Consider the following 13,825-nt stretch of genomic DNA (forward strand, 5'->3'; position numbering starts at 1 on the left):
CGCCCAGTCCTCCACGCTCAGCACCTCCCGATGCTTCAGGAGGTGGTCCCGATTCAGCCGGAACCACATGGTCAGTTTTCAGGCGGAGCCGACACGGCTCCGGCGCTTCGCGGCGATGCTGACCGCCGCTCATCCTGTCCCAGACCGCTGGCAGGGCAACCTTCTCGATGACACCACCATCTGCCGATGCGAGCGGGTTTCCGCAGGTGAGATTCGTATGGCGGCCCGCGATCTCGCCGTGATCGACGGGCGCGGCGCGAAGCTGCTGACCCGGGCCGGCATGGGGTGGCGCCAGGGGCGAGCCTGCGGCTACGTCGCCAGGAGTCTGGTAGCCGGCGAGAGCCGCGTACTCACGACCGAGTCGATCTGTTGGGTTTCGCCACTGGGCCGACCGCGTAGCCGACCGACCTCGCCGAATCGCATCCGGCGCACTTGCTGCGTGCGGCGGCCGCGCCGTCACGACCGGACGCCCGCTCTCGCCGCGGCGAGAGCGGGCGCCGTCGGTCAGGAGGCAGGCTCACCCGAGGGAGCGGTCAGCGCGACTCCGGTCGGGACCGGCACGCCGAAGTTCGGTGTGCCGTCGGCGTTCCAGGTGAACTTCTGCGCGCGGGTGGAGCGGTTGATGTCACAGCCGGCCGACGCCGAGCTGTTGGCGTGATAAACCATCCAGTCCTCGGTGCCGTCCGGCGACTTGAAGAACCCGTTGTGACCGGGCCCGTAGACACCGTTGGCGTTCGAGCGCTGGAACACCGGGTTGGGTGACTTCGTCCAGGACGAGGACAGCAGCGGATCGCCCGTGCCGTTGTAGGTGAGCATGCCCAGCTTGTAGTCGGGAGTCGAGCAGTGGCTCGCCGAGTAGACGATAAAGGTCTTGCCGTTGCGCTGCAGGACCTCCGCGCCCTCGTTCACGCCGCCGCCGACGGTCTCCCAACTGTAGGTCGGCGTGGACAGGATGCGCCGGGTGCCGCTGGCTGTCCACGGGTTGCTCAGCGGGCGGATGAACATCGGCTGCGAGCCGTTGTAGAACGTGCCCAGCAGGTACAGCTGCCCGTTGAGCTGCAGGATGCTCGCGTCAAGCTCCCAGGTGTTGTCAGCGGTCGGGTCGAGCATGGAGGCCTTGAACGTGTACGGGCCCATCGGGTCCGTACCAGCGCTCTCCAGCACGTGAATGCGCTGGGTGCTCAGGTTGAACGGCTCGCGGCCGGCGGTGTAGTAGAAGTACCACCGCGGCCCGTTCGGCCCGTTGAGCAGGAAGAATTCGGGCGCCCACATGGTGCCCGCCCCGTTCGGGTTGGTCAGGTTGAAAATCACCTGGTCGGTGGCGGTGGCCAGCCCACGCAGCGTGGTGGCCTTGCGCATCGTGATGGTGCGGTTCCAGGTCGTCGTGGCCAGGTAGTAGTAGCCGTTGTAGTAGGTCAGCCACGGGTCCGGACCCTGCGCCTTGATCGGATTGGTGAACGTGTTGGCCGTGCCGCCGCCGGTCACGAAGCCGGCCAGGCGCCAGATCCGGCTGGTGGCGGTGCTACACGGCAGCTGTACCAGTCCGGTGTTGGCGGAGGAGGAGCCACCAGCGGGCACGAGGCACTTGCCGGAGCCGACCGACACGACATTGAACGTCTTGTCGGTGCCGCTGACCGTGACCGGGGCGAGCCGCCAGCGCTGGTTGGGATTGCTGTGGCAGGTCCACTGGATGATCGCGGCGTTGTCGGCCGTCGAGGCGCCGTTGACGTCGACGCACTTGCCCGCGGTCGACGTCGCGATGGTGTAGGTGTCGGTGGTGCCGGACACCGGGGTGAAGGTGACTCGCTGGTACGCGGCGCTGTTGCAGGCCTGCTGGGTGAGCTGCACGGCGTTGGCGGTGTCGCCGCCTGGCAGGGCCAGGCAGTTGCCGCCGTTGGAGTTGACCAGTGTGGTGGTGAACGTGGCGATCGCGGCGGCGGCGGGCTGCGGGACGAACAGCATGGCCGCAACCAGGATCGGCACTGAGAGCAGGGCGGACTTTCGGGAACGTTTCATGTCGTGCGACCTCCGGTGGGGGACGGTTCCGGAATCGGCAGTGTGCCAGCCACCATGCCTCACGAAAACCTTTTCGGCAATCACTGACGCCGCGCTCACAACCGTTGACCGGGGCGGGTGCCACGCGGAGTGGGTCCGGCATGGACCATGGCTGCCGGGGTGGCAGGCCGTCCACCGGGTCAACCACATAGGCGCGCGCAACCTGAGCCCTGATGGACGGGTGACCGCCCCACCTGATCGCCGGACCTGACCAGACAGGCCAGTACAACGCCTCGGTGGAGGTCACCGGTGCACAGGGACCGCCGCTGACACCTCCCTGCGCCCCTCGGAGTCTCTCCGTAACCAGCCGGGCATATTGACGAAAACCTTTTCGGGCTTCAGTGTAATCGACGGACACATAGGTACAAGTAAATACCGATCAGTCCGGCCGACGCCGGTCGTCGACGCCTCCCTATGCCCGCAACTCCACGGGACTGCGCAAGCGGTTGGCCCTGAAGGCATGGCGGGCTTCCCTACCTCAACCGAGCCGGCCACGCCCCAAAGGAGGATCCATGAAGTTGTCCCGAGACAGCGCACGACCTGAGGTGACGACGGTCGGCACCCTGACCGCCACCGTGCGGCGCGGAGGCGCCGATGGTGACACCCCAAGAGCCGCTCCGGCGACTAACTGAACGAGGAGATGACTGATGGCACATCATCCACGACCTCTGTTCCGGCTCGCGGCCGCGGCGCTCGCGATGAGTCTGGCCTGGGTGGTGGTCCTGACCGCCGGCACTGGCCACGCGGCTGCGACGGGCTGCCGGGTCGCGTACACGATCAGTTCACAGTGGGCGGGCGGGTTCGGCGCGAATGTACAGGTCACCAACCTGGGCGATCCGCTGGCCGGCTGGACGCTGCGCTGGGCGTTCGGCGCCGGGCAGACGGTCACCCAGGCATGGAACGCCACGGTGACCCAGAACGGCGTCGCCGTGACCGCGGCGAACGCCTCCTACAACGGCAACCTGGCCACCGGCGGCAGCACCTCATTCGGGTTCAACGGCAGCTCGAACAACGCCAGCAACCCGGTTCCGGGCAGCTTCACCCTCAACGGCGTCACCTGCACCGGCGGCACAGCGCCGACCCCCACCGCGGGTCCGACCACCCCGCCCCCGACGGTGGCTCCCACCGCGGCACCGCCGCGCCGCACAGTCCGGGTCTACTGGCTCAAGCCCTCCGACGTGGCGTTCGACCAGCGGTGGCCGGACGGCATCGCGAACGTGATGCGCGAGGCACAACGGTACTACCGCCAGGAACTGGGCAAGACGTTCACCCTCAACAGCCCGGTGGTGGAGATCGTCAACGGCGACCACGCCAAGTCCTGGTACGAGAACACTCCCAACGGTTCGGACCGCTACTGGTGGTCGGTGTTCAACATGCAGCAGGAACTCATGCGCAAGCTCAACCTGCGTAGCCCCGACAACCGTTGGCTCAACGTGGGCGAGATCAGCGCCGAGGGCCCGGGTGCCGGTGGTGGCGGCGGGAACGGCTGGGTGATCCTCTGTCAGCACGACGCGGACGGCGCCGCCGGCGTCAACGGCCCGATGAACCGCTGGTACGGCGGCATGGTCCACGAACTCGGACACGCTCTCGGGCTGCCCGACTCGACCTCCACCGACGGCACCCCGATGTCCGCCTCGTTCTACAACTACCCGAACACACACTTCAGCCAGGCGCAGAAGAACCGGATCCTGTCCGGTCCGTACGGCAGTTTCCTGTCCTGAACCCTGAACCCCATCGGCTGGTCCGGCCCACCCACGGCCGGACCAGCCCTCAGCGGCGGCCTGCTGGTGACCGGCCCCTCAGCGCTGCGGCAGGGTCGACTCGCGCATGACGAGGCGGCCGGAGAACTCCTCCGACCGGGACACGGCGCCGCCGATGGCCTCGAAGAGCCGCTGGCCAGCTACCGCGCCAAGGCGCTGGAGGTTCATGTCGATGCTGGTCAGGCGCGGGCGGGAGTCCGCCGAGATGGCCTCCCAGTTGTCGAAGCCGATCACGGAGAGCGTCCCCGGCACGTCCCGTCCCAGATCACGTAGCGCGTCCAGGACGCCTCGGGCGATCTGGTCACTGCCGCAGAAGATGGCATCGACCTCGGCGTGCCGTTCGACGACCATGTGCGCGGCGGCCCGCCCCCAGGACTCGTCCCACGACCCGAAGTAGGGTCGATCGCCGACCAGGCTCAGGCCGGCGTCGGCGAGTGCCGCCGCCGCTCCCTCGGCGCGGTCCCGTGCCGCCTGGAAGCCGATTTCACCGGTGATGTGGGCGATGTTGCGCCGCCCGCAGGCGAGCAGGTGATCGATGGCGAGTCGTCCACCGCCCACGTTGTCGACGCTGATCGAGACGTCGCTCGGGTCCGCGGAGGGGGCGTAGACGTAGACGACCGGCACCGGGATGTTGCCGGCCAGCGGCGGGCGAGGGTCGGTCCGGGAGCCGACGACGATCAGCCCGTCGACGCGCCGCGACAACAGCGCCCGTACGTGATGCTGCTCCCTGATCGCGTCGCCGCGCGCGTCGCACAGGAAGACCGAGACCTGGCCCGCGCCGAAGGCGTCCTCCGCGCCCATCAGGATGGGGATCGAGAAGCGCCCCTCCAGATCGCTGGTTATCAGACCGACGGTCCCGGTCCGGCCACTGAGCAGGCTACGGGCAAGGGCGTTCGGTGCGAAGGACAGCAACTCCGCGGCCTTCAGCACCCGGACCCTGGTGGTCGCTCTGACCTCGCTGCGCCCGTTGATGGCCTTCGACGCGGTCGCGACCGACACGCCGGCAAGCTTGGCGACGTCGGTGAGCGTGGGTGTCCGGTTGGCGGGGATCTCGGGCTCCGTGGTCATGGCGTGCTTGCTCCTCCCAGCGACCAGGCACAGGTGGGGTGCGCTGGGACAGGATGCCTCGACTGATCTTCGACGGCCACCCATACACGGGCAGCTTTCGAAAACCGATTTCGGCGCGGTTTCCCCGCCCCTCGCGGCCCGGCAGAACGTCCTTGTACCTGCCGCCCAACCTGGAACACTACAGGGAAGTGTCACGTCGGCTCATGCTGGGAAGTGCGCTACCGAACCACCGTTCGAAACGCCTCGAAAGCGGGCGCCGCCATGCCGGGGTGGCGGCGCCGGAGGAGCGCCGCCACCAACCGGGAGCTAACGACCGGCTGAGAAGTAGCCGGTCTCGATCTGGGTGGTCACCGCTGCGCCATCGACGGTTCCGGTGATCCGCACGATCGCGGTACCGGCCGCGACCGTGGCGCTACGGGTGGGGAACGCCTGGTAGGCGGCCTTTCCCGGAGCGACGCTGGGGACCGTCCGCGAGCCGTACGGCGTGACCAGCTCGATGGTGAGCGGCACGGTGTCGGCATTGCGGGCGGTGACGGAGACGTAGGTGTTGGTGCCGATGCGCTCCGCGCGGGCCTGGGCCTCAACCTCCCAGCGCGGTGCCGGCTGGAGTTCCCTGTTCGACTGGGCCGCGTAACCGACTATGCGATCCTTCTCCGCCGTGGTGAAGACGCCCGCCTCAACGAATGTCTCGGCGGTACGGGTGACTGTCGAGACGAACTCGCCGTGTGTGGCGAAGGGTGCCTGATCCCAGACCAAATCAAGGAAGGTTAGGCCGTCGGTGCCGGGCGAGGGAACGCCTGCCACCGGGACGTCGTAGTGCGGCAGGTTGTCGTTGCGCTTGCGGTTGGGCACGCCGGTGTCGATGGAGCCGAACACGATCGTCTGCTCGACCCGCCGGAAGTACGACGAGGCGGCCTGCGTGTCAGCAATGTGGTACGGACGCAGGGTGAAGCCATGCGTGGTGAAGAGCGGGTCACCCGTCGCCGTGGTGCTCGCGCGGGTGATCGCTGCGTGCGAGTAGTCCCCGTCGCGCTTGAGGTGGCGGTACAGGGACAGTTCACGGTAGTTGCCGACGCCGGGGTTGCCCAGGATCTGCAGCAGGAGCGGCCCCCAGAAGATCGACTGCGTGTCGGGGCGGTCCGGCGCCCGCTCGATCCGGATGCTGAAGGGCATCCGGATCTCAACGGTGTCGCCCGGCCGCCAGGTCCGGCTCAGCGTCAGGTAGCTACCGGGCCGGGCGTCGACGCTCTGGGGAGCACCGTTGATCGTGACGAAGAAGCCCTTCCGTACCCAGCCGGGCACCCGCAGATTGATGTCGAGCTGGCCGCTGCCGTCGACGGTCAGCCTGGTGTGGTCCGCGCGCGGGTAGCTGGTGTCCTGGGTAATGGTGAAGCCCTTTTCGGCCCAGGTCAGCGTGGACGCCGCGTACAGGTTCACCCAGAGCGTCCCGCCGTCGGCGGACTTGAAGTAGATGGTTTCCTGATACTTGGTGTGGTTCTCCAGGCCCGTCCCACCGCAGCAGGTGCCGATGTTGCCGTAGCTGCGGGTGGCCCCCGGTGTCAGCGGCTGGAAGTAGGTGACCTGCGGGCTGTTGACGTCGGCGTTGTCGGCGCGCGAGCCGAGGATCTGGTTGAGCAGGCCCCGCTCGTAGTAGTCCAGGTACGCCGGGTCGTGCTCGTGGAAGAACAGGTTCCGCGCCAGTTTGAGCAGGTTGTAGGTGGTGCAGGTCTCGGCACCGCCCTGGGCGATCGAGTTCGCGATGTTGCCCCGGTTCTGGAACAGCTCGGTGTTGTTGTTGGAGCCTGGGTAGTTGCCGCCGGTCCCCCCGTTCGCGTACATCCGCTGCGGCACGACCATGCCGAAGAAGTTGCTGGCGGCCTGGAAGTACTCACGGTCGCCGCTGTGCTCGTAGACGCGCAGGTAGCCGACGAACTGCGGCACGTGTGAGTTGGCGTGTAGACGGTCCGGACGACGGCGACCGGGCCTGGTCTGCGGCGTCGTGACGAGAATGTCGCGGTTCTCGACGCAGGCGTCGAAGAGCGATTCGCGGTTGTCCAAACACTTCGCGGTCTCCAGGTGCCTGGCGTCGCCGGTGAGCGCGTAGATCTCGGGGAACACCTCGTTCGCGCCTCCGGTCTCACCGGCGATGTAGAGGTCCCACATGTAGTTCAGGTTGTCGCGGGTGATCGGGCCCGAGTACGCGGGGTGGTTCTTGTCACCGACGGTCAGTGCGAGGTGCGCCCAGTCCGCCATCTTGACCACCACGTCCCGGGCCTTCTGGTTGCCGGTGTGCTCGTAGGCATCGAGCAGGCCGCGCATGATCTTGTGTTGCGTGTACCACGGCGCCCAGGTGTTGGTGGTCAGGTCACCGCCGTAGACGGCCCACCGTGGCGGGCCGAGGCGGAGCACCGCATCTTCCGGAATCGCGCCCAGATAGCCCGGGTGCGTCGGGATCCAGAGTGCGCCACCGCCGCTCTGGCTCGCCACGATGCCGCCGTCCCGGCCATTGGGCGAGGAGTCCCTGATCGTCGAGCCGCCCTCTTCCTCGAACCGGTACCAGGCGATCGACCCGCCGCCGGTGCTTCCGGCCGCCGAGTCCAGTAGCGACCGGATCTCCGGCTCGGTCAGAGCCCGATCGAAGATGTGGAACTCGTCGACGGTCGCGTCCAGGTACGCGTCACCGTACTGCGACCGCCCGATCCACCGGTTGCCGGGGTTTCCGAGGTTGGCCGGGCTGAGGGTCATGGCCGTGTTCTGGCCCGCCTGCTGACCGTTCACGTACAGCGTGCCGGTGTGCTGGGCGAGGGTGACGGCCAGGTGCACCCACTGGTTGGTCGGCAACGCGGCGCTGCCGTCGATTCGCTGCTCGCCACCGCTACCGCTGGTCGTGATCGCGAATCGCGGCACGTTGCCGGTGGCTCCGGCGCGCGGGGTCAGGAACATGTTGACCGTGGTGTTCTGACCGAAGTCGAACAGCCGGCTCCAGGTCTGGGTCGAGGCGAGATTCACCCAGGTGGCGATGGTGAAGTCGGTGAGTTGGCTGATGGCTTCCTGGGGAAGGGTCACGTGCTGGGCGCGGCTGGGGCCGTTCAGGCGCAGGCCGCTGCCGAATCGACCCGGCACCCGGCCGATCGGCGGCTCCTCCGGTTCGGGATCTTCTCCCGGGCCGCCGCTACCCAGCCGCGCAGTGATCGCCGCTTGACACGCCGCCAGTTCGTCGACCATCCAGTCGAGCTTGCTCTTGAAGATCGGCTCTTGCTGGTCGGCGTAGCCCTGAGCCAGGGCCGTCATGAGGTGGCCGGCCCAGTGGCCGCTGAGCAGCCCGCCGTCCTCCCAGCCGCCGGGCACGGACACCCCGGGTGGGTTCGGCCGACCGGCCTGGTTGTTGAACAACACCAGGAAGCGCCGCTCGTCGAGCTGCCGAAGGTAGCTCTTCATGCGGTCGCGCTTCTCTTGGAACAGGCCATCGCCCAGTGTTACGTCACGCAACTGGAACGGTCGCACTCCAGCGGTGGCGCCGGGGCCCGACTCGCTCGGACCCACCCCAGTCAGGGCCGGACCGGTTACCGCGCCGGCTCGGGCGGTGGCCGCTGGGAGGGTGCCGGCGGTGACCGCCGCGGTAGCACCGATGGCGGACGCCTGGAGAACGCGGCGTCGACTGACCGGGTGCGGGTTGGATTGAGCCACTTGGGATCGTCCTTCCGGTTGGGGTACGTGCGGACAGTCCGGCCGCCCGGTCGTCGCCCGGCCCGTATCGGCGGGTCGGATCAACTCGTCAGCCACCGGTAAGAGTGGATTTCCGGGCCTCCTCGCGGCCCTCGCTGCGGGCCCGGTCGAGTAGCCGGGCGAGGCGCCGGCGGCGTCTCCGGACGGCGATCCGGTACGCGAGGGCCAGCGCGACGACGACGACCATGAGGGCGAACTGCGGCCATGGCATCACCCACAGCGTGACGTTGGCCGTGGCCGGTCGGATCAGGGCAGCGGTCGGGTCGCCGCCGCGGACGGCAGGAGTCACATCGACGCTCGTCCGCAGTGGCCCCATCCCCCAGACGCCGGTGATCCGGGCCGTCGCCTCTCGGCTGCCTCCCGGCAGCAGCTCCTCCACCGCGGTCGCGGAGTCCCGGGCGGCCAGACCGAACAACTCCTCGGTGGTGGTCCGGCCGCCGCCGGTCGCCGCGACGTTGCCCTCGTTCGTCGCGGTGTACCTGACCCGGATGGTGCCGGCCGAGAAGGGATTCCACGAACGCTGGTACGTGGCGGCGAGGTTGCTGATCGCCACGGCTGCCGTGACTGTGCCGGCGGCGCGCAGCATGACCCGGAACCCGACCCGGCTCTCCACCGCCACCGTGCCCTTGCCGCTGGTCACGGTCGCCGCGATACCTGCCGGGTGATCACCCGGGGTCGCGTCCTTGGGCGCGGTGATGGTGAACGGCACCACTGCGGTCGACCTGGCCCCGACCGTCACTTTCTCCCGCACGCGGATCCAGGTGCCGCCGTCCACTGACGTCCGCTCGGACGGCAGCATGTTGAACCGCCCCTTGTCGGTCAGGTAGCCGTCGGCGGCCTTCAACGCGAAGACCACCGGGGCGTCGCTGAAGTTGCGGACCGCCAGGTGTTCGGTCACTGCCCGCCCGGGGTCGAGGGTGGCCTCGATCCACCGGCGACCGTCCGGGCCCGACGTGTCGGCCGGCTGCACCGCCCAGGTGACCTTGGGGGCGGTCGGCTCCGCTCCCGCGTGCGCTGGCGCGGTCGGCAGAGCGACGGCCACGGCGGCCAGCACGGCGAGCATCCGCGGAAGCCCCATCGAGGACGCCCATGACACGGTTCGGATCATCACGCAGTCCTTCGACGCAGCAACGGTGGCGGGTGGTGGTGGGGGTCGCCGCATGGCCACCCCCACCACGCTTCTACTCGAACAGCGAGAGGGTCAGCGTCGAGGTGTACGAACCCGCGGTGACGTCCGCCGGGGTTCGCAGGAACAGGTCAGCGTCGACCGTGTACGCGTCACCGGCGACCGCGCCGGAATCGAATGTCGACACGAGCAGTTCCTGGTCGACCAGGCCCACGTTGTTCCCCGGCTGGGTCGGCTCGTCAAGCACGGTCACCACCTCTTCGCCCTCGGTGACCAGCCCAGTGTCGCCACCATCGAGCAGGCGCGGCTTCCAGCCGAGGTGTCCGGCGCTGATCGAGGCCTCACCGGAGCCGCCGGTGAAATCCGTGGCGCTACCCAGGACCGCCCAGCCGGCGTTCTCGGGTACTTCGTCGGCGGCACGGGTATCGGTGACCGTCACCGCCGGCAGTGCACCGACGAACTGGCGGACCAGCAGGGTCGAGCCGTCCTCTGCCAGCGCCATCGACCCGCCAGCCACCGACAGCGCCAACACACCCGGCTCCCTGATCTCCTCGATCTCGACCGTCACCCGCACGTCGGCGCTGTCACCGGGCTCGGCGCGAGCGGGCGCCTGTAGCGCCGCCGTCCCCACCAGGACGACACCTGCGGTACCGGCCGCGAACAGCCACTGACGATTCCAGGCGTTCATTCGATGCTCCTCTTGTCAGTTGTTATCGAGCTTGACCGGGGACTGGTTGGCGCAGTCGCCCCCGGCATGAGTGGCGACTCGCACCGTCGTTACCTCCTTGCCGTCGATCGACCCGCTGACCCGGGCGGTCGCGGTGCCCGCCGGTACCGAGACCGCCCGGGTGGCGAACGACTGGTAGGCGTTTCCGCCCGCCACAACGCCGGTGAACGACCGCGAGCCGTACCCGGTCTCCAACGTGATGTCGACCGGCGCGGTGTGCGCGTTGTGCGCCTGCACAGCGATGTACGCCTTTCCGGCGACGCACCGGGCCTGCGCGGTCACCGTCACCGGCAGCTCGGGTTGGGCTCCCGGGTCGTCGGCGAACACCCGCCACTCGGTGATCGCCACGGCGGAGTAGCTGGTGCCGTTGCCGTTGGCCCGCACCGTGGCCCGCACCCGGGGCGTGGTGACGGGCTCGAAGGAGACGGTGTTGAAGGCCGTGGTGCTGGTGCCGTAGGCAGACGGCCCGGTCACGTCCCGCCATGCCGAACCGGCCTCATCCCAGTACTGCAGCACCCACCCGTCCGGCTGGGCGACGCCGTCGCCGGTGCCCTGGTCGACGTCTCGCCAGAACTTCAGCTCGGCACCGGTGATCCGCACCGGGCGGGCCCAGTCGTACTGGATCCATTGCGCCGCCGGGCGGGTGCCGGACCAGGTGCCCCAGAGCTGCGCCTGGCCCGGGTTGGCCGGGTCAGCGCCGTCGTTTAGCGCGATGATGCTGTTCCAACCCGCCGTGTAGGAGGCAGTCGGGGTCGCGATGGGCCCAATGTTGCCGGTCAGCGGCCCGGACAGGTCCGCCGGGATGCTGACCGTTCTGGCCGCCTCCAGATTGCCGGCGGTGTCGAGCGCCCGGAACGACACGATGTGGCGGTTCGCATCGGGCGCCGCGACGGCGCCGCGGTAGGTGGTCCACCCGCCGGCGCCGATGGCGTACTCGATCCGGTCGACCCCGGAGGTCGTATCGCTCGCGGTCACCGTGACCGCCCGGGTGGTGCTGTGCACGGTGGCCGTGCTGACCGGCGCCGTGGCGTCGACGCGTACGGCGAGGTCCACCGGCGGCGAGACGTTGCCGGCACGGTCGGTCGCGGTGGCGGTGACGGTGTGCCGTCCGTCCCCGGCGACGCTGGCGTCGACGTACCGGACGTCGTTCGCGACGACCGGCTCGCCGTCATCGACCTTCGAGGAGATGGTCAGTCGCCCGCCCCGGTCGTCGACACCGGCGACCCGCACCCGCACCGCGGATCGGAACCAGCCGGCGCTGCCGGCGCTCCCGCTGGGGGTCAGGGTGATCGTCGGCGCGGTCTCGTCGCCCTCGGTGTCACCCGGGGAGACGACCGTGACCTGCGCGGAGACCCGGCCCGCCGAGTAGCCGAGCACGGTGCCGGTGACGGAGAACGTCCCAGGTGCCGCGACCTGCTCCGGTGCCACCTGGTCCCAGAAGACCGGCAGCCGCAGGGTCTCGGCACCAGACGACACCTCGAGGCTGTTCGGCAGGTCTCGCTCGCCCACCTCCACGGTCATCGTCGGCGCGGTGACGGGAGTGTCCGGCTGCGCGGCGAGGACCTTCCACTCCTCGACCGCCACCCCCGAGTACGTGTTGCCGTTGGTCGACGCGTCGAACACCGCGCGGACCTGCGTGGTGGTCACCGGGTCGAACGTGGTGTTCTGGAAGCCCTGGGTGCTGGTCGGGAAGCCGCTCGGGTTGGACACGTCGGCCCATTGCCCGGTGTCGAGGTTCCAGTACTGGATGCGCGAGCGGGCGGGTGCCGCGACCCCCGCGCCGGTGCCCTGCGGCTGGTCGTTCCAGAATTCGATCTGCGAACCGGAGATCCGCATCGGCTGGTCCCAGGTGTACTGCACCCACTGCTGAGGCGGGTTGTTGCCGGTCCAGGTCCCCCACATGTCGGGCGGCAGCGGGTTCGACCGGACGATCTCGTCGTTGAGCGCCTTCACCCAGTACTGAGTGGGCACAGGCTCGTTGGAGACGGTGACCTGGGCCTCCTGGGCGATGTTCGGCCGGGGGGTGAGGTCACGCCCCTTGGCCGGGGTCGGCGTCACGGGCTTCATCCGCGGCGGGGTCTGCGTGTCGTCCCACTCAACCGGGTCGATCGCCACCGACCGGCGGAAGTGGCCGCCGCCCACCGCGTCGGCGGTGTGGTAGGCGAGATACCACCTGCCGTCGAACTCCAGGATTCCTGGGTGGCTCGTCGTGGACGAGACGGGCCGCAGCACGGTCCCCCGGTAGGTCCACGGTCCCTCCGGCGAGGACGCCGTCGCGTACGCGATGCAGGCGTGATAGTTCGCCGGGGTACACGGCGAGGTCGGGCCGGCGTTGTTGCCGGCGTACGCCAGGTAGTAGGTGCCGTTGCGTTCGAAAGCCCACGCGGCCTCGAAGAAGCCGGTCAGGCCGGTGACCGTGCGCGGAGTGCCGATTGGGGTTTTCATGTCCTGCTGGAACTCGAGCATCCGCAGCTGGCTGAATGAGCCCCACCAGAGGTACACCCGCTGGTGGGGGGCCTCGCCGGCGACGAGGATGGTCGGGTCGATGTTGTGGATGGTGTTGGCCGTGGGCACCCGCTGGGAGATGATCGGCCCGCCCGCGTGGTCGGTCCACGGTCCGGTCGGGCTCTCCGACACGGCCACGCCGAGGGCGAACTTGTCAGATGCCGGGCTGTCCCGCTCGTGGATCGGGACGTACCAGTAGTAGCGCCCGTCAACGCCCCGGACCACCTGGCCCGCATACGCCCGGCCGGCGGTGGCCCACGCGAAGACCTGTTCGGGGCGCATCAGCGACGGGAAGTGGGTCCACTGCCCCGCCTCAACGTCGCCCGTCCGCAACGCCCCCCACTCGTTCATGACGAAGTCGTTGGTGGACGGTCCGGCCTCGTCGTGGCCGGTGTAGATGTAGAGCTGGTCCGAGCCGCTGTCGTTGCCGGGAGCGTCGGCCGGCACCACCAACGGCGCCGGATCGGCCGAGTAGTAGCTGCCGTCGCCGAGGATCGGGTTGGCGGTGTTGGTGAAGCTGTTAGAGGCGGGCTCGGCGTGGGCTGGGGTGACCCCGACCAGGCCGCCGGCGACGAGACCGGCGGCGACCGCCCAGCGGAGCCGGCCCGCCGGTCGGTGCGATGGTGGGGCAGCGCCGCGTCCCACGATGGTGTTCACGGTGTGTCTCCTCACTGGGGTACGGCGGTGGGGGGGGGGGGGGGGGGGGGCGCCGCCCCCCCCCCCCCCCCCCCCCCCCCCCCCCCGGCCCCCCACCCCCCCCCCCCCCCGCCCCCCCAGCGGCCGCCTCCCCAGCTGCGCCCCCGTCGACTCCGACCCGGCCCGCCGCCCGCGGCTGGAAGCCCGGGGTAGCCCGGCCCT

At 69.4% G+C, this 13,825-nt stretch carries 7 protein-coding genes; 1 reads left to right on the plus strand and 6 read right to left on the minus strand.

Translation table 11 applies throughout. The features are described 5' to 3' along the window. Positions 1–504: 504 nt before the first annotated feature. Positions 505–2,016, minus strand: a complete 1,512-nt coding sequence (locus ACIBF8_RS31790; RefSeq protein WP_396787608.1) for a family 43 glycosylhydrolase — start codon at positions 2,014–2,016, stop codon at positions 505–507. 686 nt (positions 2,017–2,702) lie between these two features. Between ACIBF8_RS31790 and ACIBF8_RS31795 the strand changes: the two genes are divergently transcribed. Further along, positions 2,703–3,776: a cellulose-binding domain-containing protein gene (locus tag ACIBF8_RS31795; RefSeq protein ID WP_396787609.1), complete on the plus strand. Its 1,074-nt coding sequence runs from the start codon at positions 2,703–2,705 to the stop codon at positions 3,774–3,776. A gap of 78 nt (positions 3,777–3,854) precedes the next feature. On the opposite strand, the gene ACIBF8_RS31800 is transcribed toward ACIBF8_RS31795, so the two are convergent. From ACIBF8_RS31800 to ACIBF8_RS31820, 5 genes are all read right to left on the minus strand, one after another. Next, the gene (locus ACIBF8_RS31800) at positions 3,855–4,883 is read right to left on the minus strand and encodes a LacI family DNA-binding transcriptional regulator (RefSeq protein WP_396787610.1); all 1,029 of its coding nucleotides are present in this window, start codon (positions 4,881–4,883) and stop codon (positions 3,855–3,857) included. Between the two features lie 306 nt (positions 4,884–5,189). Further along, on the minus strand, positions 5,190–8,570 hold the full coding sequence (locus ACIBF8_RS31805; RefSeq protein ID WP_396787611.1) for a beta-L-arabinofuranosidase domain-containing protein: 3,381 nt from the start codon (positions 8,568–8,570) through the stop codon (positions 5,190–5,192). A gap of 88 nt (positions 8,571–8,658) precedes the next feature. Next, entirely contained in the window at positions 8,659–9,717 is a 1,059-nt protein-coding gene (locus ACIBF8_RS31810) for a hypothetical protein (protein WP_396787612.1), read from the minus strand. A 73-nt stretch (positions 9,718–9,790) separates the two neighbouring features. Further along, on the minus strand, positions 9,791–10,423 hold the full coding sequence (locus ACIBF8_RS31815) for a hypothetical protein (protein ID WP_396787613.1): 633 nt from the start codon (positions 10,421–10,423) through the stop codon (positions 9,791–9,793). 15 nt (positions 10,424–10,438) lie between these two features. After that, positions 10,439–13,624 (minus strand): family 43 glycosylhydrolase, encoded by a 3,186-nt coding sequence (locus ACIBF8_RS31820; protein WP_396787614.1) that lies wholly within the window; start codon positions 13,622–13,624, stop codon positions 10,439–10,441. Positions 13,625–13,825: the final 201 nt, after the last annotated feature.

Source organism: Micromonospora sp. NPDC050276 (assembly GCF_044459545.1).
GTDB lineage: Bacteria > Actinomycetota > Actinomycetes > Mycobacteriales > Micromonosporaceae > Micromonospora.